Genomic DNA, 26,818 nt, shown 5'->3' with positions numbered 1-26,818 from the left:
AAGGTGGGGGAGCGTCAGTGCCGGCCGCAAGAAGCACGCACTGGAAGTCAACACACCATCTCACTTCGAGTGCGAGGTCAAACATCTCCGGCACTTCGACGTGTCCACCCCCGGCCCCGGCCCCCGCGCCGGAATGACGCGGGGGCAGGGGAGTGGGTCAGTCGCGAGCGAGCGGGTTGGGCAGCGTCCCGTTCGGATACAGCGCGTGGCGGAGGGCCCGGTCGGTGTAGCGGGTAACGACAATCCGGTCCCGGTTGAGCGCGTAGCGCGGAATCTCGGGGGTGAGCAGGTCGTACTCGGCGAAGCGCTGGCTCAGCTCGGGGTAGCGCTGGTGGAAGGCGAGGATGGTCCGCCGGACCTGCTTCCAGAAGGCCTGCTCGGGCATGCCAAGCTGCTCGGAGACCAGCGGCGCCAGGTAGCGGAAGTGCCCGACGAAGACCTGGTCCACCACGTGCTGCTTGATGACCGACGGGTGCTTGCGCGGCAGCACGTGGTCATGTCCGTCCGGCTCCGGGCCCCGCTCGGGCACGTCGGTGAACGACACGCACACGTCGTCGACGAAGTCCTTCAGGTACAGCCGGCGCGGGACATCGTTCGCATCAAAGCCCAGCAGGGTGTTCTGCCCGTGCGGGTTGAAGGTGATGCCGTAGCGATACAGCACGTGCATGATGGGCACGAGCAGCGTGTCGAACAGGTGCTGCAGCCACTCCTGCGCGCCCAGGCCCGACGCGCGGACCAGCTCGGCGACGAACGCCGCGCCCTTGCCATCCACATGCAGCAGCGAGGCGAAGGTGCGCACCCGCTCACCGGAGTCCTGGCGCGCGGCGACCGGCTCGCGCCAGATGCAGCCCAGGGTCTCCAGGTGCTGGTACGGCACGTCCGCCACCTTCGAGAGGTACGGGTGCCGCACCGTCACCGAAGCGACCTCGCCGAGGAACACCGTGCGGCACTCCTTCGCCAGGAAGGGGTCGCTGTCCAGGAGGCACTGGAGCCACTGCGTGACGACGGGCGCACCGAGGGTGCAGTGGGGTGGAATCCCGCGCCAGACCAGCGTGTTGAGAATCTTCAGCGGCAGCTTCACGTCGAAGCGGCCGGGGCTCGTCACGTTGGCCATCGTCCGGATGGACTGGCCCGGCAGGTACAGGTCGGTGCTCTCCCCCAGCGGTACGATTCGCCGCTGGGCCACGTCCGCGGCGTGCAGCACCTGCACCGCATGGTCCCACTGCCAGGGGTGCACGGGCATCCACACGAAGGCGTCCGGAGCGAGCCCGGCGGAGGTGAGCACGCGGGTGAACCGGCTCCGCGTCGCCTCGTCCAGCTCGCGGGCGAGAATCTCACGCTCGGACAGCTCCGACGTGCCGCGGAACTCCGCCAGCCCGCGGTGCACGGCCACCCACAGCAGCCGCACCGGCTGGCGGGCCTCCGGGGCATAGCGGCGCACGTCGGACGCGGAGAAGTTGACCCGGCCCTTGTTCGCCACCAGCCAGTTGTGCCCCGTCATGTGGCAGTCCAGCTCCGTGTGGCCCAGGGCGCGCAGCTCCGCGACGGTATTGCCTCCATGCGCGATGCGCGCGGCATCCACCGCCAGCGTGGACGACAGCTCGAGGAAGTACGTGGCCAGCGTCGACGGGTCCGTGCCCAGCGTGGAGGCGGCGTCGGTCAGGAACTGCAGCGCGTCCCAGGCCGGCTCGGCGATGCTGTTGCCGAGCATGCTGGTGGCGCTGCGGGTGATGGACCCGGGCTCCACCCGCATCCAGCCGAAGGCGCCCGGCCGCGCGGAGAACACATAGGAGGTGCCGCTGCCGAGGTCGACCCGGTAGCGGCCGTCGCCGTTCGGGATGGCCTTGAGCATCTCCTCGAAGCACCACTCCCCGAGCGCCTTGGCCAGCAGTCGCCGGTTGGCTTCCCGCCACGATGCGGGGTCCACTTCCGGCAGGGCCGGCACCGGGTGGTCGCTTCCCTCGGAGGAGGCGCTGTTGAGGTCCACGGGGGTGGGGAGGATGCTGACGGGGGTGCTCAGGTCCAGGGCTTCAGTTCTGGCTTTCACGGTGACTCCTTCAAGGAAAGGGGATGCTCACGGACGGCCGGGCGCGGGGCCTGGACCGCCGGATTTGGCAGGACGCGGAGGGCGAGCACGGCTCCCAGCAGGCACACCGCCGAGGCCGTGAGGCAGACCGCCAGGTAGGCGTGGGCGAAGGCCGCCTGGGCAAGCGGCATCAGCGTGGGCTCGACGAGGCCGAACTGGCCGGTCTCCAGGGCCGCGCGCATGCTCCGGACCGCTTCGCCTTGCAGCGGACCGGCCTCCAGGGCGGCGCCGAGCCGCGAGGAGAACACGGCGCCCAGGACGGCCACTCCCGTGGCGGTGCCCAGGGGGTAGCAGGCGTTGGTCAGCCCCGAGGCCATCCCCGCGCGGGCGGCGGGGACGACGCCGACCGCCACGCCCATCAGCGGCGGGAAGATGGTGGCGCCTCCGGTGCCCAGCAGCACCAGCCCCGCGAAACTCAGGGCCCACTGTCCCTGGACCGCGGCCCCGCCGAGGGTCAGCAGCCCCAGGCCCTGGAGGGCGAAGCCGCTGGCCACGAGCCCGGCGGCGGAGAAGCGGGTCTGCAGCCGGGCCATGCACATGCCGGCGATCAGCAGGCTTCCCGTCAGCGGCAGCAGCCGCAGGCCCACCTGGAGCGGCGAGCCCCCGGACGCCCCTTGCAGCCACAAGGTGGTGAAGACGAGCACGCCCAGGCTCGACATGCGGGCGAGGAACCCGAGCACCGCTGCTCCGGAGAGCGCGGGGATGCGCAACAGCTCCAGGTCCAGCATGCTGCCGGGCCGCCGCTGGCTCATGACGAGCGCCCAGAGGAGCACGACACCGGCGCATGCGGGGACGAGCACGTGGGGGGACCACCAGCCGGTATCCGGTCCCACCATGAGGGGGTAGTGCAGCGTCAGCAGCACGCCGACGCCGAGGAGCGCGCCCAGCGGGTCCAACCGGCGGCTCGTGTCCGGTGGCGTGAGGGCGGGCATCCGGGTCAGCGCGCCGAGGACGACCAGGACGCCGATGGGCACGTTGATGAGGAAGATCCACCGCCAGCCGACCCATTCGACGAGCACCCCTCCCACCACCGGCCCGAGTGCGCCGGCGGCGGAGGCGATGGCCGCATAGGTGGCGATGGCGCTCCGGCGCTCGGCGCCCTCGTAGACGGCGGCGATGAGGGCAAGCGCGGGAGCGAACACCATGGAGCCGCCGAGCCCCTGCGCCACCCGGGCCGCGACCAGCGCTTCGGCGCTGGGTGCCAGGCCGCACAGCGCCGAGGCCAGGGTGAAGAGGGCGATGCCCGCGACGAAGACGCTCCGGCGGCCAATCCGGTCCGACAGCGCGCCCGCCGTGAGCAGCAGGGCGCCGAACGCGAGCGAGTACGCGGAGACCGTCCATTGCACCTGGTGCAGCCCGGCTCCCAGGTCCTTCGCGATGGCGGCCAGCGCGACATTCACCACCGTCACGTCCAGCGTCATCACCACCCCGCCCGCGCTCACCAGCGCGAACGTCCAGCGGGCCGCGCGTCGGGCGTCGGCGCTCGGCGGTGGAGGTACCGGTGCATCGCTCGCGCCTGGCGCGCGAGTGTTGTCCTGTGGCTGCGCGCTCACGTGGCCTCCGGCGCGCGAGCGATGAGGGCCCGCGTCGCGCCCTCGGGCACCAGCGGCGTGGAGGTCCGCGGCGTCTCCTGGGTGCGGGGACGCGCGGCGGCGGCCGGGAGCCCGAAGCGGGAGAACGCGGTGCGCTGGGGCAGCGTGTACACCTGGCGCCCGGTGATGGCGTTGAGGATGGTGGCGTTGCGGTAGGCGGACACGCCCAGGTCGGGCGCGGCGACGCCATGGCTGTGCAGGTCGGCGTGGGAGACGAAGAGGCGTCCACTCACCTGCGGCGCCAGCTCCACCGAGTGGTCGAACCGGACCTGGTAGCGGCCCTGCGCGTCCCGGCGCAGCAGGCCCTCCATGGGCTTCAGGAAGACCGGCGGTCGGTGCCGGTAACCCGTGGCCGCGACCACGAGATCCGTCGTGTGCTCGAAGCTCTCTCCAGTGTCGAGGTGCCGGCAGCGCAGCACCACCTGGCCCGCGCCGCTCACGGAGGCGTCCTCCACGGCGACGCCGCAGCGCAGCTCCACGTCGGCCAGCCCGGGCTCCAGCTCCCGCCGGTACAGCAGGTCGTGGACCTGCTCCAGGGTCTCCGTCGAGATGCCCTTGTAGTGCCGCCACTGCTCGGCGACGAGCCGATCCTTGGTCGGCTGGGGCAGCGCGTGGAAGTACCGGACGTACGCCGGCGTGGTCATCTCGAGGGTCAGCTTGGTGTAGTCCAGCGGCGCGAACGAAGTCGTCCGCGTGAGCCAGCTCACCGCGCCACCGCCCGCCAGGTTGCGCTGGAGCAGGTGCAGGGCGACCTCGGCGCCCGACTGACCGGAGCCGACCACCGTCACGCGCTTCGCGGCCTCCACGTCGGCCTGCCGGTGCAGGTAGTCCCCGGTGTGGATTCGCTTTCCGGGGGGCAGCGAGGCCAGGGCCGCGGGCAGCGACGGCTCGGTGCCGATGCCGAGCACGATGTCTCGGGCGGTCATGAACAGCCGGCGGCCGTCGCCGCGCAGCACCCGCAGCGTGAAGCGCTGCCGTCCCTCGTCCCAGCCAACCTCCTCGACCTGGTGCGAGAAGCGCACCGAGGGGAGCTTCGAGGCGGCCCAGCGCAGGTAGTCCTCGTACTCGCGGCGCGTCGGATGGAAGCGCTCGCGGATGTAGAACGGGTAGAGCCGGTCCTTGTCGTGCAGGTAGGCCAGGAACGACAGCGGGTGCGTGGGGGAGACGAGGGTGACGAGGTCGGCGAGGAAGCTGAGCTGGAGCAGGGCCTCGTCGAACATCAGGCCCGTGTGCCAGCGCAGCTCCGGCCGGGACTCGAGCACGACCAGGTCCAGCCCCTCCACCGTGGACGCGAGCGCCGCCAGGCCGAGGTTGAACGGCCCGCAGCCGACCGCCACCACGTCATGTTCGGTGTGCAGGGGGGGCGCATCAGGGGAAACAGCATTCACGGCAGGTCCTCCTCGGAGCGTGGGTAGACGAGCAGCGTCGCGCTCTTGTCAGAAAGGGTGATGGGGCCGACGGTGCGGAAGCCGGCGGCGGTGAAGGCGCGCAGCGACGGGGCGTTGCGCGCATCGGGCTCGGCGACCACGCGGGTGCAGCGCGGGTCCGCCGCGAGCAGCCCCTCGGCCACCTCACGCAGCAGCGCTCGGCCCAGGCCTCGGCCGGTGCGGCCGAGCTCGCCGATGGCCACGTGGACGCCCAGGTCATAAGGCCGCTCCGGGTAGTGCCCGGCCAGCCGGTCGCGCACCACCCGGTACACCTCGAGGTACGCCACCGGGGCGCCCTCGAAGTCGAGCATGACCGGCAGCGAGTGGTCTCCGGCGGCCTGCCGCTCCAGCTCGGCCCGCCAGCGCTCCATGGGCCAGGCCTGCTTCCAGAACTCGGCCACGTGCGGGGCCTGCATCCAGCGATGCACCTGTTCCAGGTCCTCGGTGACGCTCGCGGGCCGGGCAGACCAGGGCGCGCGGACCCGTGGCACCGGGGGCGCGGGCACGCCGCTGCCCGCGACGTCCTGACGGGGCAGGGCGGTCATCGCGCCACCTCACGCAGGGGGTTGGGCGCGTCGAGGTACACGGACTGCGCGTCCAGCGGCGCGAGCACCTCGTCGATGCCGTGCAGCCGGGTGAGCAGGTTGCTCTTGCAGGGCAGGGTGTCGGCCTCCAGCCACCTGCGGGCCAGCCGGTCTCCCTGGGGACCCGCGGCGGCCAGCGCCGGAAGCGCCGCGCGCAGCCGCCCGGCCATGATGGCGAGCAGCCGGCGCTCATCTCCCAGTCCGTCCACGCCGAGGCACCCCACCACCGCGAGCGCCTGGTTTCGCAGCAGGTAGTAGGAGAGCCGCTCGTCGACGATGGCGTCGTCGACCACGGCCAGCGTCGAGGTGTCCGCGCCAAGCAGCCGGAGCAGCCGGGGCAGGTGGGATGCCGCCAGGTAGTAGCCCTGGTTGTCCCGGAAGGCCGCGCCGGTGACGCGGCCCCGGGCGTCGAGCCGGACCAGCGTGTTCTGCTGGTGCGCCTCGAGACCGATGCCGGTGGCCGCGTACAGGTGCAGCATCGGCACCAGCACGCGGTCCGTGTAGTCGGCCACCCACTGCTCGGCGGCACCCGCGCCGAGCCCGGCCACCAGCGCGCCCAGCTGGCTGCGTCCCAGCCCCGGGCGCGGCGCCACCAGTCCGGCCAGGCAGTGCAGGTCGGCGATGCCGGAGGGCACCTCCCGCACCGCCACGTCCAGGCCCGTCACTTCCGGGCCCCCGGCCCGGGCGGGCTCGTCCACCGCCATCCACGCGGGGTCTCTCACGATGGAGAAGCCGGGGTGGGCGGCGTAGGTCTCCCGCGCGTAGCCCGCGTCCAGCAGCCGATTGATTTCCAGCCCGCGCTTCAGCTCGGTGCGCGTGGACTCGCGGCGGGAGTTGGTCAGCCGCAGCCCCAGCGACAGCTTCAGCATCACCGACACGTCAGGCCGGTAGACGGTGCGCACGCTCGAGGTCGCCCACCAGCGCGGCCCGCACGCACCCAGCGGCGTCAGCAGGCCCGCCTCGATCAGCGCGGCGATTCTCGGCCGCGTCAGGACGTCTCGGGCCTGCCACGGGTGCGCCGGTATCAGCACGCGGTCCCCCTCCCGGGGCCGCCCCGCCAGGTCCGCCAGCAGCGCCACCGTGTCCCGACCGGAGAGCGAGGGGGCGCCCTGGACGGCGTCGTGTGACACCACGGACGGGTCCGCCGAGAACCAGTGCAGCTGGAACGCGCCCCGGAGCTCCGGGGAGAACTCCACGGTGTCGGCGGAGGAGAGCCCATCCCGGCTCTTGGGCGCCGGGTGGTGCAGGTGTCCGAGCACCAGCGCCTGCTCCGCCGCGAGGAAGCTGTCCACCGGCGGCGGTGGCAGCGGGTGCTCGCGGCGGTGGGCCACGAAGTCCGCCACCCGGCGCACGGACTCCGCCGTGCGCTCGACCAGGTCGGCCAGTGCGCCCGAGGGGACGCCGCCGGGGCGGGCGCCTCCGCGCATCGCGGCCTCGTGGGCCACCAGCGCCACGGCGAGGACGGCGTCGGCGGAGGTGGCGGTACTTCCTCCCGGGCCCTCCAGGAGCACCGGGCCGAAGCGGTGCCAGCCGCTCGGCGAGCAATGGGCCACCTCGGTGCGCAGCGCCAGTCCGGTGCTCGGCAGCGCGACGCGCAGCGGCCCCGGGTGGACCGGCGTCCGGGTCTCCACGAGCCAGCAGCGCAGCAGCGCCTCCAGGTGGGCATGCTCCGCCGTGCGGCGCGCGTCCGCGTCGTGCAGCGGGTCCGCGGCGGGGGTTTCGTACCGGGGAAGAAGGGCGGCGCTCATGCGGCCCCCTTCTGGAAGCGGGGCGTGCAGGCGTGACCCGCCTCGAGCACGGCCTCCACGAGGGCGTCGAGGTCCTCGGGGGTGGTAGTGGGGTTGAGCAGGGTGAACTTGAGGCACACCCGCTCCGGCGAGTCGGGCCCGTCCAGGCGGACCGCGGTGCGGCCAATCAGCGCGACCCCGGTCTCCATCAGCCGGCGGCGCAGCGCGCCGTTGATTTCATCCTCGCGCACCGGGTCCTCGTCGCAGCGGTAGCGGAACACGACCGTTGTCAGCTCGGCGGGTGACACCAGCTCCAGCTCGGGCTGGGCCGCGATGCGCTGCTCGGCGTGCCGCGCCAGGTCGTGGCAGGTGTCGACCATGTCGCCCAGCCCCCGGCGTCCGTAGGCCAGCAGCGTGGCGGCGACCTTCACCGCGTCGGGCCGCCGGGTCGTCTGAAGGCTGCGGCCGAGCAGGCCGTCATAGCCCGCGGCCGAGTCGTCGCCCGGGTTGAGGTAGGCGACCTCGCGCTCCAGCGAGGCGAAGGTGCTCGACTTGGACACCAGCAGCGCGCTGGTTGCCGCCGGCTGCCAGCCCAGCTTGTGCAGGTCCACCGTGATTGAATCCGCCAACGACAGCCCGGCCAGCCGGCCCGCGAGCCGCTCGGAGAACAGCGCCCCGAAGCCATACGCCGCATCGACGTGCAGCCAGATGCCGTGCTCGGCGGCAATCGCCGCGATTTGCGGCAGCGGGTCGATGGTGCCGAAGTCCGTCGTCCCCGCGGTGGCGACGATGGCCAGCGGCGTGTGCTCCGGCCCCAGCTCTTGCAGCATCTCAGCCAGCGCCTCGGGCCGCATCCGGCGGCGCGAGTCGGTGGGCACGCCCCGCACGGCGCCTTCACCCAGTCCGAGCGCCGCGCAGGCCCGGTGCACCGAGAAGTGCGCCAGCTCCGAGCACAACACGATTGGCGCCTGGAGCGCGGCCACTCCCTGCCGGCGGACGTCGATACCGCGCCGCAGCGCGGCCGCGTCCCGCGCCAGCAGCAGGCCCAGCAGGTTGGACATCGAGCCACCCGGAGTGAGCACCCCATCCGCCCACCGCCCGAGCCCGGCCAGCTCCACGAGCCCGCCGATGAGCCAGCGCTCCACGGCGATGGCCGAGGGCCCCGAGTCATACGTGTCCAGCGAGGCATTGCTGGCGCTGGCCAGCGCATCCGCGGCGACCGCGACCGCCAGCGGCGGTGGCTGGAGGTGCGCCACCGCATGCGGGTGCGACAGGTGGAGTCCGTGCTCCACCAACACCCGGCCAACGCGGGCCAGCGCGGCCTCCACGCCCATGCCTTCCTCGGGGATTCCGTCCACGCCCAGCGCCGCCGTGGCCGAGGCCAGGACCTCCGCCGGGGTGCCGGCCCGCAGCGGGCCGCTGGGCCACCGGGCGGTGGCCAGCGCGTTGCCCACCGCACCCGTCAGCGCGGCGGACACCGCCGCCAGTCCCTCTCGAGAGCCCGCCAGCACCGATGACGGGCGGCGGGGCCAACCCGGTGCCGCGTCCGCGCCCCGCTTCCGCTCTTCAGTCTTTGCCTGCATGGTAATTTTCTCCAATTTTGATTTCAATGATGATAATCAAAGTCAACTTCGGGACACACGTCGGCCTTGCGGGTGCGCGAGGAAGCCGCGACCGCTCCTGCCACTGAGGGGATGGGACAGGGGAACCGCGAGCGTCAGGCCCGCGGTGCCCCCTGGGTGTTGCTAGCGGACCCGCGCCACGTCGAGCACGAAGCCGGGGAAGGACACGCCGGCCTTCGGCGTGCCGGAGCTGAGCTCCGTCAGGGTGGACACGGAGTAGTCCAGCGAGCTCTGGCTGATGAAGAAGCTCTCGCCCGTGCTCGCGGCGAAGCCGCTATAGGCGCCGGGCTCTGCCTGCACTCGCGCGGGGCTGGTGAGGCTCTCGAGGGGCAGGCTCCACCAGCTCCAGCCCTTGCTGTACCACTCGCTGTAGGTCGTGCCCGGCGCGGACGGGGTGATGGTGGTGTCGGCGACCTGGACCCAGGCCTTGCCGTCCTCGGTCACCGCGATGACGGTGCCGACCTTGTTGGCTCCGAGCGCCGGGGCGACGGTGCCGAGGTAGTTGGCGTCGAAGGTCCGCTGGCCCGGGGTGATGCGCAGGATGCAGTCCTGCTGGCCGCCGTTCTGGCTGCTGTAGGCCGTATGGCCCAGGCCGTTGATGACGCCGCTGAAGAAGTAAAGCGTGTCGCCCAGCTTCGCCGTCTTGAAGATGTCGCGGCAGCGCTCGTCGGAGACCTGCGTCAGCTCGTCTGTCGTCGTGTCCAGGCGCACCAGCACGGTGCCGGGCAGGACGCGGTCATACGTGGTGGTGGTCCAGCCCACCGTGAAGAAGGCCTCGCCCGTGCGGCTGGCCCACTGGCTCAAGCTGGTGACGTAGCCCTGCTTGACGAGCTCCCGGGGGAGGGGGAGGGTCTTCACGATGACCATCTCGGTCGGGTTCCAGACGATGATCTGCGCCTGGGCGTCGTCCTTGTAGTAGGCCTTCGTCGGGCTGATGAAGAGCACGGCCTGGGCGCCCATCGCCCGCACGCCCTGAGCAGCCAGTGAGATGCTGCTGCCGGCCACCAGCCGCCCATCCTTCAGCTCGTAGCGGGTGATGGTGGGCGCCTCTCCTCCGCCAATGGCGAAGAAGCCGATGCCCTGCGCCGCGTAGAGCCGCGGCCGGCCCGGCAGCTCGAGCGAGTTCGTGTAGTCGAGCCGGGTGGCCTGGTCGAGCGAGTCGACCAGGGTGAAGTAGTTCATCCGGGTGTCGCCCGTCTGGACCGCCGAGTGGATGAGGTACTGCGGTTCGGTGCCGGGTTCGGTCGGAGTGGGAACTTCGTCCTCGCCGCATGCCGCGACGAGGAACGCGGCGCATGCCAGTGCCCCCCCGGAGATGCTGCCCATGCCGAAACGCCTCGCGTTCTTCTTCATCCAAGCCTCATATGAGATGATAATGAGTTTCATATTCAAGATTAGAGAACCCCGGATGTCAAGGACAGTCACGCAATCTCGACGCAACGCGGCTGAGCCGGGTTCTGGGGTTACACCGTCCCCTGAAGACGCCACACTCAGCGTCGCGGTGACGTACGGTAGAATCTTCCGCCAACCCCATACGGAGCTGCCCATGTCCTCGGAACCTGTAGCCGCGTCGACCCGCAACTCCCGGATCATCCGGGCGCAACCCGAAGCCCTCTACCAGGCCTTCCTCGACCCGAACGCCATCGCAGCCTGGCTCCCGCCCGCGGAGATGACAGGCGTCATCCATGAGTTCGATGCCAGGGTAGGGGGCGGGTATGTGATGTCTCTCTATTATCCGCCGGATGAGCAGACCTTCCGCGGGAAGACCGGGGAGCATGAGGACCGGGTCCGCGTGCGCTTCCTGGAGCTGGCCCCGCCCCGGAGGATTGTCGAGGCGGTTACCTTTGACAGTCCGGATTCAAGCTTCCATGGCGAGATGCGGCTGACGGTGACCTTCGAGGACGCCCCCGGCGGTACGGAGGTCACTCTGCACTTCGAGCAACTGCCCCCCGGTATCAAGCCCGAGGACAACGAGGAGGGCGCGCGACTGTCGCTGGAGCAGCTCGCCAGCATGTTCGAGTGAGCGCGCCGCGGTCGAGGCCTCGAACTCGCGGGGCATGAGGCGTCAGTGAATTCCTGTGCCCTCACGCCGGATGGCCGCTTCGCGATCTCCGCGTCTGAAGACCGCACCCTGAAGCTCTGGGACCTGCAGTCCCAAAGTTGCCTGCAAACCATTTTTGGATGCAGCAGCTTCAACACCATCGCCATGGCTCAGGACATCATCTGCGCGGGCGACATGCTTGGAAACGTCTGGGTGCTGGAGGCAGGACCGCCATTGCTTGCCGAGGATGCCGTGGTTGTTGCGACAAAGCCCGCGGCGGAGCCGCTCGTTGAACCCGTGAGGCGGGGCCAGCCGTCCTGACGTGCCCCTCGCGTGCCGTCCCTCCGCACGCAAGGGGCCTGCTGCCAGGCCTCACCTGGCGGCCCGTGTCACTGCCGGTTGCTGATGCGCTGCTGGAAGAGCCAGTCCCAGAGCGCTGGCGTCGCGTAGGCCGTCCGCCACAGCGCGGCGTCGTGGCCCACGCCGGGATAGACGGTGGGATTCAGCATCGCGCTCGTGGTGCCGCCGCACTGCGTCTCCAGCTTCGTCTTCAGTCCCGTCGACTTGTCCGGCTGGCCCTGGGAGTCGCTGCCGCCGTGGAAGGGCCAGATGGGGAGCGTGCGCAGGTTGCAGATGTTGGCGACGTTCGCGGGGGTGGCGGTGACGGCGATGGGGACGAAGGCGGCGGCCTTCGGCATGTTCGCCGGGAGCCCGTCGACTTCGTAGAGCGAGTTGGCGCCTCCGCTGAAGCCGGTGAAGTAGACGCGGTCCGTGTCCACCAGGTAGTCCCTCTTCAAGTCCTCCAGCAGTGCCATGAGGGTGGGGTTGTTGAACGACGCCTGCCCGCTTTCGTTGACACGGAAGAAGTTGGGCGACACCGCGATGGCGCCGAAGCCCGCGCGGAAGGTGGCGGAGTTCAGGTTCCAGGCGAGCCCTTCCGCATTGCTGGCCGGGGCTGAGTGGTCATCGTTCAGCGTCCTGCCGCCGTAGCCGTGCAGGGAGATGACGAGCGGCCATCGCGCGACGCGGTCCGCGTTGTAGCCGGCGGGCAGGAACAGCGCGTAGGCGTAGCGCGCGCTTTGCACGGCAATCTGTTCACCGGCCGGGCACGTGAGGGCGCCGGTGGGCTCGGCGGCGGGCTGCCCCTGCACCTTCAGCTCGCGCACCATGCAGCTCCGGCCACCATCGAGGCAGAGCACGCGGACCTTGGTGGCAACCACGGGCGAGGAGAAGGTCAGGGTCTTCAGGGTGGTCGTCGTGGGGTTGTTCCGCACGGAGGCGCCGGGAATGGTCTTCCAGCAGCCGCCATCCCACGCCTGGATATCGAAGTTCGCCATGGCGGCGGCGGAGTCGGTGGAGAAGGACAGGTGCACCTCCGCGCTGTGGAGCTGGTAGGCCCCCTGGAGGTCCACGTCGAGGTACGTGCCCGGACGAAACGCGTGGTTGGACTCCCAGCGAGTGGAGAGGTTGTCGTCGGTGGCTCGCGCGGCGAGCAGGGTGCCGCTGGCATTCATGGCGGTGGTCGGCTTGAGGCGCGTCACGTTGCTCAGCGTGTTGGCGTTGGAGACCGTCACCGTCACGTCGTCGGAGTGGGTGGCGCCGTCGTCGTCGGTGACTGTGAGGCGGAAGACGAGCGTCCCGACGGCGAGGCCGCTGACGGAGAGCGATGGCGTGTTTGCCCCACTCAGAGAGGCGGCAGGGCCGCTCACCTGGGTCCAGGCATAGGAGGTGATGTTTCCGTCCGAGTCGGTGCCCGAGCCTGTCAGCGCGAGGCCCGAGGAGGGCAGCACCAAGCTCTGGTCCACCCCCGCATTGGCCGTGGGCGCCTGATTCGCGCCAGGGGCAACGGGCGCGCCGAAGACCCAGAACTCCTTCACCCGGCAGTTCTCCTCGATGGGCTCATTGCACAGGAGCCGCACCTTCTGGCCACGCACCACCTGGCTGAAGGTGGTGGAGACGGCGACGCTGGTGTTGCCCGTCCTCGCGGCTCCTGGGATGGAGAGCCAGCCCGTACCGTCGTGGTAGAGCAGGTCGTAGCTCCCGACGGGGCGGATGTCCTGGTAGCCCGTGTACAGCTCCACCCGGTGCAGGTCGAACGTGCCCTGCAGGTCGATGTCCAGATGGCGGGGGCCGCTGAGGTAGGGGCCGGGACACCACCGCGAGTCGTCCGCGGTGATGTTCCCATCCACTGCCTTCTCCGGCGGGAAGTATGGGTCCTGCTGGGTGTGGGACGCCGTCGCGGGCTTGAGCAAGGTGACGTTGATGAGCCCGTCGTTCATCGCGGAGGCCTTCGAGGACTCCTCCGAGGGCGCGCCGGAGGCACCTCCACAGCTCGCGAGCACCAGGGCACCGGCCCAACTCCCCACTGCGATGACTTTCCTTATCAAGATGAGTTCTCCAGGACAGGTTAAGAAATCAAGTTTAAGCAGATTCCGCATCCTCGGTGCATGGGAAATCAAGATGTTTTAGTTTCTGAGATACCATAGCGAAACTGGTGCCTCGATGCGGGCGAGCGCGTCCGCCGGGCTCGCGCGCTACCGCAATGAGCCCACAGTCTGAGGAGGACAGTCCACACCGCGAGCCCTGTCGCTCCGGGCGCGAAAGGCCCGTTCCCGCTGTGGCGGAGCGCGCCCTGCTGTTGGTCCAGAGATTGCTCTGCTTCACCGCGCAACTTTCGTTGAATCACCGGGGCCGCCCCGAGGAGATTGCTCGCGCCGAGCTGTTCCTCGCGGCTCTCGCTGTTGCGTACGTCATGGGAACGGAGCCTGAGGTCGATGGAGGCCTGCGCCAGCCATTGCATCGGGCGACGACAATCCCTCTCGCTTCTATGAGGAGTGTTCGACATGAATCCTGGTTTGAAGTGCGACGTGACTGTGTGGAGGGTGGCGCTGGTGTGTCTCGCCTGGGTGGGCTGTGGCGGCGGAACGCTCGACAACGGCACCGAGCCCGAGCCGGACAGCGCTACACTCGTCGAAGAGGGCTGGGAGAAGGTCGCGGACCAGTATCAGTATTTCACGCTGGCTCAGCCGTCGACCGTCAGGTTCGGTGTCGGCGACAGCTGGGTCACCCGAGAGTTGCCTGCGGGCCGCGTGTATTGCTTCTTCAGTTCGGATCCGGCGCCCGGCCAGTTCAAGACGTGCCAGCGCCGCACGCAGCCAGCCCCAACGAACGAGCCGGCGCTCAGCCCTGCGTGTGCCTCGTTCTATGCCGCGGACTTCGCTCTGACCAGCACCCGCCAGGCCAACCCCATCCCCGCGCTGGCGAAGCCCGCCAAGGGAGTGGCGGTCTCGGAGCCCACCTACAAGACGTGTGTCGTACGCGCCACCGACCACGCCGCCGACGGCCTGGCGGACTTTGCCCGAAACGACTATTCGCGCCGTCAGGCCTTCAACTCGAACAGCACGAAACAGCTGGTGTACGCCATTGATGGGCATTGGCATGTGTATGACGCCAACACCCGCGCGCACCTGAAGCAGCTGTCGGGCCCGGGCGGGGACGCGGAGCCGCAATGGCACCCGACGAATCCCGACCTGCTGTACTACCTGCCCACCAATGGCGTCGGAATGACGCTCCACGAGCTGAACGTGTCGACTGGAGCCTCTCGCGTCGTGGGTGACTTTGGCGCACGGCTGAAGGCCAGGTGGCCGACCGCGGCGGCGGCCTGGACGAAGTCGGAGGGCTCACCCTCGGCGAACGGACGCTACTGGTGCTTCATGGTCGACACGGCAAGCTGGAGCAGCGTTGGCGTGTTCACCTGGGACCGCGACACCAACACCATCCTGGGCATGTATGACACCCAGGGTGAGCGTCCGGACCATGTGAGCATGTCCCCCAGCGGCAATTCCTGTGTGGTGTCCGGCGACGGTCCGCGGGGCACGGTGGCATTCTCCCGGGACTTCAGCACCCAGACGCAGTTGCTCGCGAAGTCCGAGCACTCGGACCTCGCGCTGGACGCCAACGGCGACGACATCTACGTGGCCGTCGACTACCAGTCCAACGCGGGTGACGTGTTCATGGTGAACCTGCGCACGGGCGTGCGCACGGCGTTGTTCTCGACGTACGTGAGCGGCACCGCGACGGCGCTGCACGTCTCGGGCAAGGCGTTCGCCAAGCCGGGCTGGGTGGTGGTCAGCACCTATGCCGACTACGGCGGCGCCCAGCAGTGGCTGCATCGCAAGGTGATGGCCGTGCAGCTCAAGGCCAACCCCACCATCTACACGCTGGCGCACCACCGCACCGCGTCGAATGGCTATTGGACGGAGCCGGTCGCCAGCGTCAACCGCGACTTCACGCGGGTGGCCTTCAACTCCAACTGGGGCAGTGGCAGCGACACGGACATCGATACGTACGTGGTCGAGATTCCGGCGGCCGCGCTGAAGTGATGCCGCGGCACGTTGCCCGGGCATGAGGGCCCCCAGGGCCCTCAGGTCCCCGCCGTCAGCCGGGACGGAAGCGTTGCCACTTCTCCAGGAAACTTCTGGCGCGCCGCGCCGAGAATGAATTCATCCGGCTGCGGTGCGTCGTGGAGTGACGCACCTCGTCTGGGTGTATTTTTATTTGAACGACAGCATTTCCAACGGTGTGTCGTATTGAACCCGGCTCGGGGCTTCTAAGACCCGGGGGCCGGTGTCCGATAACAAGACATCACTGTGTGGTTCCGCAACGCTCGGGTTTCCACGAGGAATCCGTAGCGCTGGCGCCGACTTAGGCCCGCGGATGTCACATCCATTTACAAGTGCTGGACCTTGACCTGGAGTACGGACACTCCAGGCAAAGCGTCTCTTTCGGCTTTTTTCACTCTGTGGGATTTATTGGCCCACCAATTGCTCAAGGGTCGGGACGCGTTGTGCCGCGGCTGGTGTAGGCCAGGCGGACGGCGCGTCCCCCCGCAGTCAGGTGTACGAGGAAATCCCCAATGTTCAAGTTCCAGAAGATGTTCAAGGGAGCGGCTGTCCTCGCGGTGAGCTGTGGCGTGCTGTCCGGCTGCGGCGGCGCCGAGCAGATGAGTGAGAACGAGGAGATCGTCGCCAACCTGGTCGAGGCCGGCTTCCCGGCGGACGACATCATGGTCGTCGACGGCGCCGTGTACACGGGCCGCGACGCCCACGTGACGCTCGAGGCGTCCCGCGAGATGCTCCAGTCCGAGGCGGGCCCGGAGCAGTACCGCACGACGAACACCGTCGGCACGGCCGTGACGCGCATCTGCATCAACCCCACGTCCACGTTCAACAGCTACACCCGGCTCAGCCAGGGCCTGGATGCGGCCATCGCCAACTACAATCAGCGTGGGCTCCGCATCACCTTCCAGCGCGGCGGCTCGGGCTGCACCGCGACCATCACCGCGCAGACCATGTCCGGCACTGGCGGCTCCGCTGGCTTCCCGTCGGGCGGCCGTCCGTACGGCACCATCAACATCGGCACCGGCCTGAACACCTACAGCGTTGACGTGAACGAGCACGTCATCACCCACGAGCTCGGCCACGCGGTCGGCTTCCGTCACTCCGACTACTACAACCGCGCCATCAGCTGCGGCAGCGGCGGCAGCGAGGGCACCGCGGGCGTGGGTGCCGTCCTCATCCCCGGGACGCCGAGCACGGCCACGGTGGGCGGCTCCATCATGAACTCCTGCTTCCGGTCGACGGAGACGGGCGAGTGGACCAGCTCTGACATCACCGCGCTGAACTACCTCTACTAAGAGATGGCGCGACGGCCCCCCGGTTCGAGCATGAAGCTGTGGGGGCCAATCCTCGCGGGCACCGTATTCCTGGGCGTTGTGGCCTGTGGAGAAGATGCGGTGCCCGCGGATCCTCCGGTCTGCGAGGATCCGAAGAAGCCGGAGGTGAGCAGCCTCTGGCAGTGCGGTCCGACTCTCGACTTCACGCCCATCAACAGCTACCGGGGCGAGTTCGCTGACGTCCAGGACTGGGAAGACGCTGTCGTCCTGATCGACGGGCGCTGCACCGGAACGCTGATTGCCGCGAGCGCGGGACCTGTGGTGATGACCGCGGGGCACTGTGTCGGACTCGGGGACCGGTCGCTGCTGGTCTTCAACTTCGAGGACGAGCCCGACGGCGACCCGCTGGTGACCGAGGGCACCGTCATCGAGCAATCGCTCGCTCCCGACTATGCGCTCATCGCGCTCGACGTGCTTCCCGCCGTCACGCCGCTCCTGCTGTCGACCCAGGCCACCGAGCGGTTGGCGATCATCCAGCATCCCCGGGGCAGGCCCAAGGTCATCGCCGAAGGCAGGTTCCTGGACTCATGTAATCAGCTTGTCTACTACGCGGACCTGGACACCCTGGTAGGGAGCTCCGGCGCTGGCGTGCTCAACCGTCACGGATACCTGATGGGCATCCACACCGACGGTGATTGCGACGAAAGCGGCCGTGGAGCCAACAGGGGCTGGACTGCGGAAGTGATTGTCGAAGCCTCTCCGTACCTGCAGAGCGCCGACATCGCCGACCGCTGAGGAAGGGCCGGAGGCGGACGGATTCGAGCCCGCCGCCTCCAGCACATTTCCTACTCGTACCGCAGCGACTCGATGGGCGCGAGGCTCGCCGCACGCCGGGCGGGCCAGATGCCGAAGAACACGCCCACCGTCGCGGAGAAGGCGATGGCCACGATGATGGCCTCGGGTGCCACCACCACCGTCCACCCCGCCACCTTCTGCAGCAGCGCGGCTCCGCCCACTCCCAGCAGCAGCCCCAGCGTTCCGCCCGCGAGGCACAGCACCAGGGACTCCACGAGGAACTGGAGCATGATGTCCATGCCCGTGGCGCCCAGGGCCTTGCGCAGGCCAATCTCGCGCGTCCGCTCCGTCACCGACACCAGCATGATGTTCATGATGCCAATGCCTCCCACCAGCAGGGAGATGGCGGCGATGCCCGCCAGCAGCAGGGAGAAGGTCTGCGTCGTCTCCTGCATGGTGGTGAGCAGCGAGGCCTGATCGCGGATGTTGAAGTCGGCCTGCTCCTCCGGCCGCAGCCGGTGCTCGCGCCGGAGCGTCAGGTCAATCTCCGCCATCGCCGCGTCCATGGACTTGTCATCCAGCGCCTGCACCGCGATGGAGCGGATGCGGTCACTGCCCATCACCCGGAACTGGGCGGTGGCCAGGGGGATGTAGAGGCTCTCGTCCGGGTTGGAGAAGCCCTGCGCTCCCTTCTCCGCCAACACGCCGATGACGTCGAAGGGGATGCCGCGGATGCGGATGCTCTCGCCCACCAGCGACGAGGAGTCCTTCAGGCCGAGCTGCGCGCCCGCCAGGGCCCCCAGCACCACCACCCGGCGACGGCCCCGGTCCTCGGCGTCCGTGAAGAGGCGGCCCTGCGCCACGCGGCCCTGGTTGATGTCGAAGTACGCCGGCCACGTGCCCACCACGGACAGGTTGGCGTTGGCGGCCCCGTACTCCACCTGGAAGCGCGACTCGATTTCCGGCGCCACGGCCCCGATGCTCTTCGGATTCGCCCGCAGCGCCTCGGCGTCGTCGATGGACATCGACGCCTGGCCACGGCCCAGGCCGCCCTGGAAGGACTGTCCGGGGCGCACCGTGAGCACGTTGGTGCCAAGCGTCTGCAGCCGCTGCGCCACGGAGCGCTGCGCGCCTTCGCCCAGCGCCACCATGGTGATGACCGCCGCGATTCCGATGACGATGCCCAGCATCGTCAGCAGGGAGCGCAGCTTGTTGGCGAGGACCGCGTCGAATGCAACCCGGATGATTTCTCCCATGACCTGGTCTCCTTCCTGCCGCGCCTACCGCGCCCCTCGGCCACCACCACCGCCAGCGCCGGGAATCATGCCTCCGGACATCTGGCGCATCCGCTCCGTGCTGCGCTGCTGCTGCGCCTTGAGCTGCGCGACGGAGATGAGCAGCACCTGCTCCCCGGGCTCCAGCCCGCTCACCACCTCGGAGCTCTCCCAGTCACTCATCCCGAGCACCACGCGCCGCGGCTCCGTCCCCTTGGCGCCCTGCACGAAGACGATGCCCTGCCGCGTGTCGCCCGTGGGCTGACGGCCCTCGCGCGCGCCCCGGCCGCCCCGGCCTCCGCCACTCTGGCCCGTGCCCGCAGCGGCCACGTTCGCTCCCGCGACGGTGCCGCTGACGCCCGCCACGCTGCCACCCGCGCCCTGGCCGGGGCCGACCGCGTTCGTCGTCGTGCCACCGGAGGAGCCCGAGCCACCCGCGCTCGGGTTGCCGCCAGCGTTCGGTCCCCGGGCGCTCGCGGTCGCATCCGCGCCGTCCGCACCGCCAGCTCCCGCGCCGCCCTGGCCCGCGCCGCCGCCCGCCGGCCGCATCACCGCGCGCACGGCTTCCTCGGACAGGCCCACCGCGGCCGCCGCGGAGCGGGCGTCGCGCATGCTCGCCACCGCCGCGTTCGGCACGGTGACCGCATCGCGCCGACGGGAGATTTCAATGGACACCTCCGCGTTCATCCCCGGCCGCAGCAGCCCCTCCGGGTTGTCCAGCCGCACGAGCACCGGGAAGAGGGTGACGTTCTGCTCGACCAGGGCCTGCGGCTCCACCTTCACCACGTCGCCCAGGAAGGTGCGGCCCGGGTAGGCCTCCATCGTCACGCGCGCCTTCTGGCCGGGCTTGATCTGCCCCACGTCCGTCTCGTCCACCTTGGCGCGCACCTGCATCACCGACAGGTCCGCCATCTTGAACAGCGTCGTCCCGCCCGACACGTTGGTCGTGGCCGAGGCGATGATGAGGCCCGGCTGAATCTGCCGCTCCAGCAGCGTGCCGGCGATGGGCGCGCGGATGGTGACGTCCCGGCTGCGCTCGCGGGCGAGCTGCAGGTTCGTCTCCGCCCGCACCTTCGTCGCCCGCGCCGTGGCGGAGGCATCCACCGCGGACTCGAACTCCTGCTGGGTGACGTAGCCGGACTTGCGCAGCTCCTCCAGGCGCAGCCGCTGGGCCTCCGTGGTGTTCAGGCGCACCCGCGCGGACTCCAGGTCCGCCTGGGCCTGCGCCAGCGCGTTCTGCACGTCACGCGGGTCGATCTCCGCCAGCAGCGCGTCCTTCTCCACCTTGTCCCCGGTGTCGAAGTGGACGCGCAGCACCTCGCCGGAGGCCTTGGACTTCACCTCCACGACGCGCAGCGGCTCCACCAGGCCGGAGGACTCAGCCACCACTTCCATGTCCCGGCGCTCCACCGTTGCGACGGAGGTGGACTGTGCCTGTGCCTCCGGCGCCTCGCTGCGTGTGACGACGTAGCCTCCCGCACCGAGCAGGAGCGCCGCGGCGCCCGTAATGACCCACTTCTTCGTCTTGCTCACGACGTCCTCCAAGGTCCAATTCGCCGCGCGAGGCGGCGCTGCTCAGTCCCGCTTCCGCTCGTCCCGCTCGATGACGCCGTCCTTCAGGAACAGCACCCGCTGCGCATGCGCCGCGATGTCCGACTCATGCGTGACGAGCATCAACGTCTGGCCCTGGGCATGCAGCTCGCCGAACAGGGCCATGATTTCTTCTCCGGTGCGGCTGTCGAGCGCGCCCGTGGGCTCGTCCGCCAGCAGCAGCGCCGGCTGCGTTACCAGCGCGCGGGCAATGGCCACGCGCTGGCGCTGACCGCCGGACAGCTCGTTCGGCCGGTGGTCCTTGCGCTCGCCCAGGCCCACCTTCTCCAGCATCGCCGCCGCGCGCTCGCGCCGTTCCTTCTTGGCGATGCGCGCGTAGATGAGTGGCAGCGCCACGTTGTCCAGCGCCGACGCGCGGGGCAGCAGGTTGAAGCTCTGGAAGACGAAGCCCAGCTCCCGGTTGCGGATGCGGGCCAGCGCGTCCTCGGACATGCCCGCCACCGGCTGCCCGTTGAGCCAGTACTGCCCGCCGCTCGGCACGTCCAGGCAGCCGATGAGGTTCATGAAGGTGGACTTGCCGGAGCCGGACGGGCCCATGACGGCCACGTACTCGTTGCGGCGGATGGTGAGGTCCACGCCGCGCAGCGCGCGCACCACCTCCGCCCCCATCTTGTAGTCCTTGCGCAGCCCCTCGACGCGGATGACCACGTCCGAGATGTCCCGCCCGGGAGCCTGCGCCGGCTGGGGCTGCGTCGTGCTCGTGGAGGGATTCACAGCGGCCTCCCGGCCAGCGCTTCCAGCTCGGCGCGGGCAATCTGGTAGTCGAACCGGGCGGCCACGAGGTCGGTCTCCGCCTGGACCAGGCTCTCCTGCGACGTGAGCAGCTCCAGGATGGTGGTGGCCCCCAGGCGGTAGCGCTCCTGCTGGACCTTCAGGTCCTCCTTCGCCACCTCCACGGACTCCTTCGCGAAGTTGATGCGCTCCGACGAGAGCCGGATCTGGCTCAGCGACTGCCCGACACCCGAGCGCACCGCGCGCCGCGTGTCCGCCAGCTGCGTCTGGGACACCGACGCCTGCGTCCTCGCGCGCACCACGCGCTCCTCGCGGAGGAAGCCGTCGAAGATGGGGTAGGAGAGTCCCAGCCGCACGGACCAGCTCGTCCGGCCGCCCGCGAAGCCCAGGTCCTGGTTGAACCAGTCATAGCCCGCGGACAGTCGCACCGTGGGCAGGTACTCCGACTTCGCCGAGCCCACGCCAGCCTCCGAGGCGCGCAGGTTCGCCGCCGCCGCGAGCACCGAGGGCGCCCGCGCCTCAATCTCGTTCACCAGGGCCTCCTCCGTCAGCGGCACCGGCTTCGGCTCCAGGTTGTCGAGCGGCTTCGCCTCCACCGGGCCGTCCTCGCCGATGAGCCGCCCCAGCCCCAGCGACGCCGACCTGCACTGCGTCTCCGCGGTGAGCAGGGCCTCGCGCGCCGTGGTCAAATCCAGCTTCGAGCGCAGCACGTCCGAGCGCGTCGCCGAGCCCACCGCCAGCCGGCGCTCCGCCGCCTCCGCGTTCTGCTTCGCCCGCTCGATGCGGGACTTCGCCACCTCTTCCAGTCCCTCCGCGCGCAGCACCTCGTAGAAGGAGCGCTGCACGTCGAGCACCGCGCTGGACTGCTGCGCGGTGAGCTGGGCCTCCGCGGAGTTCGACTGCGCTTGCGCCTGGCGACGGTTGGCGCCGCGCTGGCCACCCGTGAAGACGTCCCAGCCGGCCGACAGGCCCGCGCTGTACGTGTCATTGGAGCCCGACACCACCGCGCCCGTCTCCGGGTCCAGCCGGTTGCTGCTCGCCAGCGAGCTGCTCGCGTTCGCCGACAGGCTGGGCAGGTAGGCGCCGAAGGCGCTGCGCTCCGCCGCCTCGGAGGTCGTCACCGTGCCGGCGGCCTGGGCCACCTGGGGGCTCGTCTTCAGGGCCCGCGCGATGGCCTCCTCCAAGGTGACGCTCACCACCGGGCGCCGGGCCTCGGGCTGGGCCGGGGCCGCTGGCTGGGCCTGGGCCGCCTGTGGGGGCTGCTGGGCCGGGGGTTGCGCCGGCTCCTGCGCCAGACCCACGCCGGGCACCGTCACGAGCCCGAGGAAGCCCAGGGCCAGGGCCGTCACCCGATGGGGTCGCTTCTTGAACCACGCTGTCTGGGGCGTCTTCATCACAAGAGTTCACTGCACATCGCTTGCCAGCATCCAACCGCTTGAAAACAGGGGGAAAAGGGCTGACACCGCTGCGGGACTCGCACCCCGACTGCGGATTCCGCATGCCCCCGCCGGCGGGCCCCGCATGACTTCGGCCACAAGGGTACCTGGAGTCCCCGGCAACACGGTGGCGCGAGGGGAAGACCGCGCGGGCCTCGTGATTGCAGTGGAACCGCCGGTGGGGTGGCCGCGCTGTCCTGGCGCGCCCGCCCGTCCCCCCAGCCAGCGGCCTCCGGGTCGCGCTCCTTCCCCTGGAGAGATGCCGATGACGTTGGAGACAGCCGAGCGAGGTGGCGCCCACGAGACGTGGTGCCCGGCTGGAAGAGAGTGCGGATTCCGCACTCCGCATGCAGAGTTGGCAGTGTGGAAGGCAATCCCATGGAGCTGGAGTCACCGCGCGGGAGGTCGGCGATGAGCGCCACGCCGTGGTGGCGTCCGCGCGGTCCCCGGATGCCGTGGGTGGCGGCGGTGCTGATGTGCGTGGTGCTGCTGTCCGCCTCGTTGTTCATCCGCCGCTCGGCCCTGGCGTCCTCGTCCCTGGTGACGCGCGGCATGGCCAACGTGCTGATGCTCGCCGGGTTCGAGGCCTTCCGGGACATGCCCGGCCCCCCGAGTCAGCAGGCACTCGATGCCTTCCTGGCCGCCCACCGGGAGGGAGGGCTCCGCTTCGTGGCGGTCGCCGAGGACTCGCGGGTGCTGGCCTCGGCGGGAGAGGGCTCCGTCGGAGACCTCCTCCTCCAGGACGGGCCGCCGCTGCTGACGGAGGGCAGTCGCTCCCGGCTCATCCATCGGCTGCGCCGGCCGCGTCCTGTGACAGCGGCCGGGGAGCCCGCGCCACCCGCGCCGCCCCCCGAGACGCAGGAGCCGCGCCGCGTGCTGCGCATGGTCTATGAGTTCGAGCCGCTCACCGCGCAGGAGCTGGAGTCGCGCTCGCAGCGGCTGCTGGCCGTGGCGCTGATTTCGTGCGGGGGCATCCTCGCGCTCGCCTTCGCCTTCTCGCGCTCGCTGGCCCAGCGAGAGCTGATGGCGGAGGAGCTGGAGCGCGGGCGCAGACTGGCGGCCCTGGGCACCATGTCCGCGGTGCTGGCGCACGAGCTGCGCAACCCGCTGGCCTCGCTCAAGGGACACGCGCAGCTGCTCGCCGAGCGGGTGGAGCGGGACGAGGTGCTGCGCCCCAAGGCGGACCGAGTGGTGGGCGAGGCCGTCCGGCTGGAGCAGCTCTTGAACGACCTGCTGGGCTTCGTGCGCAGCGGCGAATTGCGGCGCGCGGACGCGGACCCCAACGACGTGCTCCGCGCGGCGGTGGAGGCCACCGGCGAGGCGAGCGTGGAGGCCCGCTACCTGCCCTCGCGCACGCAGTGGCCGCTCGACGCGGGCCGCTTGCAGCAGGCGCTGGAGAACGTGCTGCGCAACGCCGTGCAGGCGAGCCCCGAGGGCCAGCGGGTGGAGGCGCGCGTGGAGCAGGAGGGCCAGGCGCTGGTCTTCACCGTGAAGGACCACGGGCCGGGAATCCCGGCGGGCGAGGAGGAGCGCATCTTCGAGCCCTTCGTCACGGGGCGCGTGCGCGGTGTCGGCCTGGGCCTGGCCATCACCCGCCGCATCGTCGAGCTGCACGGCGGCACGGTGAGCGCCCGCAGTCACGCAAGCGGGGGCGCGGAGTTCCGCCTCACCGTTCCATCCAGGGGGAGCTGAGCCATGGCGCGAATCCTGGTGGCGGATGACGAAGAGGGCGTGCGCTCGTTCCTCGCCGAGGCGCTGGAGTACGAGGGCCACACGGTGGCGACGGCCGCCGACGGGGAAGAGGCGGCGCGGCTGCTGGCGAAGCAGGGCGTGGACCTGCTGCTGACCGACTTGAAGATGCCGCGCATGGACGGGCTGTCGCTCCTGCGCAAGGTGCGCGAGGAGCAGCCGGACGTGGAGGTCATCGTCCTCACCGCTGTCGGCTCCGTGGAGAGCGCGGTGGCGGCGATGAAGGCGGGCGCCTTCGAGTACCTCACGAAGCCGGTCAGCAGCCCGGCCGAGCTGCGGCTGACGGTGGCGCGGGCGCTGGAGCGGCGCTCGCTGCTCAACTGGAAGGCGGAGGCCCGGCACACCGCGGGCGAGGTGGTGCTGAGCTGGGGCGCGCCGGCCATGGGCCCGGTGGTGGAGGCCCTGCGCAAGGTGGCCCCCACGCAGGCCACGGTGCTGCTGATGGGCGAGAGCGGCACCGGCAAGGAGGTGGCCGCGCGTGCCCTGCACCAGCAGAGCGAGCGCGCGGAAGGGCCCTTCGTGGCCGTCAACTGCGCGGCCCTCACGGAGACGCTGCTGGAGAGCGAGCTGTTCGGCCACGAGAAGGGGGCCTTCACCGGCGCGGTGGCGCAGCGGCGCGGGCGCATCGAGCTGGCCCAGGGCGGCACCTTCTTCCTCGACGAGGTGGGCGAGCTGAAGGCGGAGCTGCAGGCCAAGCTGCTGCGCGTGCTCCAGGAGCGCCGCTTCGAGCGCGTGGGTGGCACGCGGACGCTGGATGCCGACGTGCGCTGGGTGGCGGCCACCAACCGCGACCTCAAGGCGATGATGGCGCGCGGCGAGTTCCGCGAGGACCTCTACCACCGGCTGGCGGTGTTCCCCATCCGCCTGCCGTCCCTGCGCGAGCGGCGCGAGGACCTCAAGCCCCTGGCGGAGCTGCTGCTGCGGCGCATCGGCGAGGAGCTGGGGCGCCCGGGGCTGCGGCTGTCGCCCGAGGCCTCCGAGCGGCTCGCGGCCTTCCCGTGGCCGGGCAACGTGCGCGAGCTGCGAAACGCGCTGGAGCGGGCGGCCATCCTCGCGGACGGCCCGGTGGTGGAGCCGCGCCACCTGTGGCTGGAGGAGCCCGGCGAGGCACCTGGAGCGGCCCCGGTAAGGGCACCCGTGGATGGAGTGAGGGTGCCGGACACGACGCTCGAGGAGCTGGAGCGGATGGCCATTGAACAGGCCATCGCCAACGAGGGGGGCAACCGCAAGCGCGCCGCCCAGCGACTGGGCATCGGCCTGCGGACGCTCTACGACAAGCTGCGGCGCTACGGCATGCAGTGAGGACTACGGAGGGCCGTAGCCCTGCACGCGCGAGTTCAGCTCCACCGCGGTGGCGTAGATCTGCGCCCAGGCCTTGTACTTGAAGCGGTCGCCGAAGCCCTTCTGGTCATTGGCGTAGTTGAAGAGGTCCTCGCGGAAGAGGGCGTCGGCGGCCTTGCGCGCCTCGGGGGCGAGCGGGGTGCCCTTCTTCGCGTAGTAGCGGAGCAGGTCGTAGCCGTAGTCGTGCGTCTTGGCCGCGGGGTCGAACTCCTTGTCCGGGCCAATCTTGCCGGGGGCCGACGCGGCGCCGAACGGGTCCTGCATCCGCTGGCCGTGCTTCGTCTGGATGACGTTGGGCTTGTAGCCCATGACCTTCTCGAAGTCGGCCGGCGGCGGGCGGGCGCCGGTGAGGTACTCCCGCATCAGCTTGCCGTGGTCACCCGCCGGAGCGGCTCCCACCTTCGCCGTGCGCTGGAGCGCGGTGGCAGGGCTGGAGAACGTATCCTTCTGGTGGGGACGGACCTGGGCGGCCGTGTTGGGCTGCTCGGCGGCGGGGGACTCCGAGGTGGAGCTCAGAGGGCGACGAGGGGAGACCTGGGGCGGGCGGACGATCATGGGAACCTTGGGGGGAAAGTTTCCTCTCAGGTATTTGTCGGAGATTGTAGGCGTGAAGTTGCGTGGCTGTGACTGACGCACCGCGTGGTGCGAGGAGAGCCCAGTGGGAACAGACGTTTATCGCGATGGGATGGCGCGGTTGGCCGCGGGAGACGTGGGAGAGGGGCGCCGGCTTCTGGAGGAAGCGCTCCTGATTTCCCCTGGCGACGTGGAGGTGATGCACGGGCTGGCCCGCGCGTTGGACCTCGCGGGGGAGCGAGGCCGGGCGGTGGAGCTGCTGGAGCATGCCAATGCCCGCGCCCCGGCCGAGCCGGAGCCGGCGTGCGACCTGGCGATGCTCCTGCTGGAGCGGGGCGAGGACGCGCGGGCCGCGCAGGTGCTGGAGCCCGTGCTGGCGGCCCGGCCGGACCACCCGCGTTCGAATCTGCACCTGGCCATGGCCCTGGCGAAGACGGACCCGGAGCGCGCGCGCGGCCATGCGGCGAAGGCGCTCCGGGGCGGCGACGCCGAGGTCCAGGAACAGGCGGCCGCGCTGGACCGCGCGCTGGCCTCCGTCGCGCCGCGCTGAGCGG

The 26,818-nt window shown here is 70.4% G+C and carries 20 protein-coding genes and 1 pseudogene; 8 read left to right on the top strand and 13 right to left on the bottom strand.

The window, feature by feature from the left end:
* Positions 1-157 precede the first annotated feature (157 nt).
* The 7 genes from G4D85_RS20390 to G4D85_RS20360 all read right to left on the bottom strand — a co-directional run bounded on the left by G4D85_RS20390 (position 158) and on the right by G4D85_RS20360 (position 10,391).
* Positions 158-2,047 (bottom strand): IucA/IucC family protein, encoded by a 1,890-nt coding sequence (locus tag G4D85_RS20390; protein WP_164014415.1) that lies wholly within the window; start codon positions 2,045-2,047, stop codon positions 158-160.
* Positions 2,044-3,639 (bottom strand): MFS transporter, encoded by a 1,596-nt coding sequence (locus G4D85_RS20385; protein WP_164014413.1) that lies wholly within the window; start codon positions 3,637-3,639, stop codon positions 2,044-2,046. Before G4D85_RS20385 ends, G4D85_RS20390 begins: the two co-directional genes overlap by 4 nt.
* Positions 3,636-5,066, bottom strand: a complete 1,431-nt coding sequence (locus G4D85_RS20380; RefSeq protein ID WP_164014411.1) for a lysine N(6)-hydroxylase/L-ornithine N(5)-oxygenase family protein — start codon at positions 5,064-5,066, stop codon at positions 3,636-3,638. The genes G4D85_RS20385 and G4D85_RS20380 overlap by 4 nt, the downstream gene beginning before the upstream one ends.
* Positions 5,063-5,650 (bottom strand): GNAT family N-acetyltransferase, encoded by a 588-nt coding sequence (locus G4D85_RS20375; RefSeq protein WP_164014409.1) that lies wholly within the window; start codon positions 5,648-5,650, stop codon positions 5,063-5,065. Before G4D85_RS20375 ends, G4D85_RS20380 begins: the two co-directional genes overlap by 4 nt.
* A complete protein-coding gene (locus tag G4D85_RS20370; RefSeq protein ID WP_164014408.1) occupies positions 5,647-7,437 on the bottom strand; it encodes an IucA/IucC family protein in 1,791 nt (596 codons plus the stop codon). The genes G4D85_RS20375 and G4D85_RS20370 overlap by 4 nt, the downstream gene beginning before the upstream one ends.
* Positions 7,434-8,999 (bottom strand): pyridoxal phosphate-dependent decarboxylase family protein, encoded by a 1,566-nt coding sequence (locus tag G4D85_RS20365; RefSeq protein WP_164014406.1) that lies wholly within the window; start codon positions 8,997-8,999, stop codon positions 7,434-7,436. The genes G4D85_RS20370 and G4D85_RS20365 overlap by 4 nt, the downstream gene beginning before the upstream one ends.
* Before the next feature lie 162 nt (positions 9,000-9,161).
* On the bottom strand, positions 9,162-10,391 hold the full coding sequence (locus tag G4D85_RS20360; protein ID WP_164014403.1) for an MxcI: 1,230 nt from the start codon (positions 10,389-10,391) through the stop codon (positions 9,162-9,164).
* A 193-nt stretch (positions 10,392-10,584) separates the two neighbouring features.
* Between G4D85_RS20360 and G4D85_RS20355 the strand changes: the two genes are divergently transcribed.
* Both G4D85_RS20355 and G4D85_RS20350 read left to right on the top strand, forming a co-directional pair.
* Complete coding sequence (locus G4D85_RS20355; protein WP_164014502.1) at positions 10,585-11,061, top strand: SRPBCC domain-containing protein; 477 nt, start codon at positions 10,585-10,587, stop codon at positions 11,059-11,061.
* A gap of 33 nt (positions 11,062-11,094) precedes the next feature.
* A pseudogene (locus G4D85_RS20350) lies at positions 11,095-11,400 on the top strand (hypothetical protein); the annotation flags it as partial.
* Positions 11,401-11,468: 68 nt separating this feature from the next.
* Here G4D85_RS20350 and G4D85_RS20345 read toward each other — a convergent pair.
* Positions 11,469-13,466, bottom strand: coding sequence for a PKD domain-containing protein (locus G4D85_RS20345; RefSeq protein ID WP_164014400.1), 1,998 nt, complete (start codon positions 13,464-13,466; stop codon positions 11,469-11,471).
* Between the two features lie 456 nt (positions 13,467-13,922).
* Here G4D85_RS20345 and G4D85_RS20340 point away from each other — a divergent pair, with 456 nt between their 5' ends.
* The 3 genes from G4D85_RS20340 to G4D85_RS20330 all read left to right on the top strand — a co-directional run bounded on the left by G4D85_RS20340 (position 13,923) and on the right by G4D85_RS20330 (position 17,548).
* Positions 13,923-15,461, top strand: coding sequence for a hypothetical protein (locus tag G4D85_RS20340; RefSeq protein ID WP_240359389.1), 1,539 nt, complete (start codon positions 13,923-13,925; stop codon positions 15,459-15,461).
* Between the two features lie 551 nt (positions 15,462-16,012).
* Entirely contained in the window at positions 16,013-16,774 is a 762-nt protein-coding gene (locus G4D85_RS20335; RefSeq protein ID WP_164014498.1) for a zinc-dependent metalloprotease, read from the top strand.
* A gap of 3 nt (positions 16,775-16,777) precedes the next feature.
* On the top strand, positions 16,778-17,548 hold the full coding sequence (locus G4D85_RS20330) for a trypsin-like serine peptidase (RefSeq protein WP_164014398.1): 771 nt from the start codon (positions 16,778-16,780) through the stop codon (positions 17,546-17,548).
* A 50-nt stretch (positions 17,549-17,598) separates the two neighbouring features.
* Here G4D85_RS20330 and G4D85_RS20325 read toward each other — a convergent pair whose 3' ends face one another.
* The 4 genes from G4D85_RS20325 to G4D85_RS20310 form a co-directional block, all read right to left on the bottom strand.
* Entirely contained in the window at positions 17,599-18,804 is a 1,206-nt protein-coding gene (locus G4D85_RS20325; protein ID WP_164014396.1) for an ABC transporter permease, read from the bottom strand.
* A gap of 24 nt (positions 18,805-18,828) precedes the next feature.
* Positions 18,829-20,355 (bottom strand): efflux RND transporter periplasmic adaptor subunit, encoded by a 1,527-nt coding sequence (locus tag G4D85_RS20320; RefSeq protein WP_164014394.1) that lies wholly within the window; start codon positions 20,353-20,355, stop codon positions 18,829-18,831.
* Positions 20,356-20,397: 42 nt separating this feature from the next.
* Positions 20,398-21,042 carry an ABC transporter ATP-binding protein gene (locus G4D85_RS20315; protein ID WP_205525628.1) on the bottom strand — a complete coding sequence of 215 codons (645 nt, stop codon included), beginning with the start codon at positions 21,040-21,042 and terminating at the stop codon, positions 20,398-20,400.
* Between the two features lie 101 nt (positions 21,043-21,143).
* Positions 21,144-22,559: a TolC family protein gene (locus G4D85_RS20310; RefSeq protein ID WP_240359387.1), complete on the bottom strand. Its 1,416-nt coding sequence runs from the start codon at positions 22,557-22,559 to the stop codon at positions 21,144-21,146.
* A 453-nt stretch (positions 22,560-23,012) separates the two neighbouring features.
* On the opposite strand from G4D85_RS20310, the gene G4D85_RS20305 reads away from it, so the two are divergent.
* Positions 23,013-24,293 (top strand): two-component system sensor histidine kinase NtrB, encoded by a 1,281-nt coding sequence (locus tag G4D85_RS20305; RefSeq protein ID WP_205525622.1) that lies wholly within the window; start codon positions 23,013-23,015, stop codon positions 24,291-24,293.
* A 3-nt stretch (positions 24,294-24,296) separates the two neighbouring features.
* Positions 24,297-25,652 carry a sigma-54-dependent transcriptional regulator gene (locus tag G4D85_RS20300; protein WP_164014391.1) on the top strand — a complete coding sequence of 452 codons (1,356 nt, stop codon included), beginning with the start codon at positions 24,297-24,299 and terminating at the stop codon, positions 25,650-25,652.
* A 3-nt stretch (positions 25,653-25,655) separates the two neighbouring features.
* Here G4D85_RS20300 and G4D85_RS20295 read toward each other — a convergent pair whose 3' ends face one another.
* Positions 25,656-26,246, bottom strand: coding sequence for a hypothetical protein (locus G4D85_RS20295; protein ID WP_164014389.1), 591 nt, complete (start codon positions 26,244-26,246; stop codon positions 25,656-25,658).
* Positions 26,247-26,349: 103 nt separating this feature from the next.
* Between G4D85_RS20295 and G4D85_RS20290 the strand changes: the two genes are divergently transcribed.
* The gene (locus G4D85_RS20290) at positions 26,350-26,814 is read left to right on the top strand and encodes a tetratricopeptide repeat protein (RefSeq protein WP_205525621.1); all 465 of its coding nucleotides are present in this window, start codon (positions 26,350-26,352) and stop codon (positions 26,812-26,814) included.
* Positions 26,815-26,818: the final 4 nt, after the last annotated feature.

Origin of the sequence: Pyxidicoccus trucidator (assembly GCF_010894435.1) — a bacterium.
Taxonomy (GTDB): domain Bacteria; phylum Myxococcota; class Myxococcia; order Myxococcales; family Myxococcaceae; genus Myxococcus; species Myxococcus trucidator.
The sequence above is the reverse complement of the archived record's forward strand: the minus strand, read 5'-3'. Positions and strand labels throughout refer to the sequence as shown.

What these genes read in the sequence shown, in the direction of transcription:
- G4D85_RS20375 (WP_164014409.1), bottom strand. Translation starts at nt 5,650, where the DNA reads ATGACCGCCCTGCCCCGTCAGGACGTCGCGGGCAGCGGCGTGCCCGCG.
- G4D85_RS20370 (WP_164014408.1), bottom strand. Translation starts at nt 7,437, where the DNA reads ATGAGCGCCGCCCTTCTTCCCCGGTACGAAACCCCCGCCGCGGACCCG.
- G4D85_RS20365 (WP_164014406.1), bottom strand. Translation starts at nt 8,999, where the DNA reads ATGCAGGCAAAGACTGAAGAGCGGAAGCGGGGCGCGGACGCGGCACCG.
- G4D85_RS20360 (WP_164014403.1), bottom strand. Translation starts at nt 10,391, where the DNA reads ATGAAGAAGAACGCGAGGCGTTTCGGCATGGGCAGCATCTCCGGGGGG.
- G4D85_RS20355 (WP_164014502.1), top strand. Translation starts at nt 10,585, where the DNA reads ATGTCCTCGGAACCTGTAGCCGCGTCGACCCGCAACTCCCGGATCATC.
- G4D85_RS20340 (WP_240359389.1), top strand. Translation starts at nt 13,923, where the DNA reads ATGAATCCTGGTTTGAAGTGCGACGTGACTGTGTGGAGGGTGGCGCTG.
- G4D85_RS20335 (WP_164014498.1), top strand. Translation starts at nt 16,013, where the DNA reads ATGTTCAAGGGAGCGGCTGTCCTCGCGGTGAGCTGTGGCGTGCTGTCC.
- G4D85_RS20330 (WP_164014398.1), top strand. Translation starts at nt 16,778, where the DNA reads ATGGCGCGACGGCCCCCCGGTTCGAGCATGAAGCTGTGGGGGCCAATC.
- G4D85_RS20325 (WP_164014396.1), bottom strand. Translation starts at nt 18,804, where the DNA reads ATGGGAGAAATCATCCGGGTTGCATTCGACGCGGTCCTCGCCAACAAG.
- G4D85_RS20315 (WP_205525628.1), bottom strand. Translation starts at nt 21,042, where the DNA reads ATGGGGGCGGAGGTGGTGCGCGCGCTGCGCGGCGTGGACCTCACCATC.
- G4D85_RS20310 (WP_240359387.1), bottom strand. Translation starts at nt 22,559, where the DNA reads ATGAAGACGCCCCAGACAGCGTGGTTCAAGAAGCGACCCCATCGGGTG.
- G4D85_RS20305 (WP_205525622.1), top strand. Translation starts at nt 23,013, where the DNA reads ATGAGCGCCACGCCGTGGTGGCGTCCGCGCGGTCCCCGGATGCCGTGG.
- G4D85_RS20300 (WP_164014391.1), top strand. Translation starts at nt 24,297, where the DNA reads ATGGCGCGAATCCTGGTGGCGGATGACGAAGAGGGCGTGCGCTCGTTC.
- G4D85_RS20295 (WP_164014389.1), bottom strand. Translation starts at nt 26,246, where the DNA reads ATGATCGTCCGCCCGCCCCAGGTCTCCCCTCGTCGCCCTCTGAGCTCC.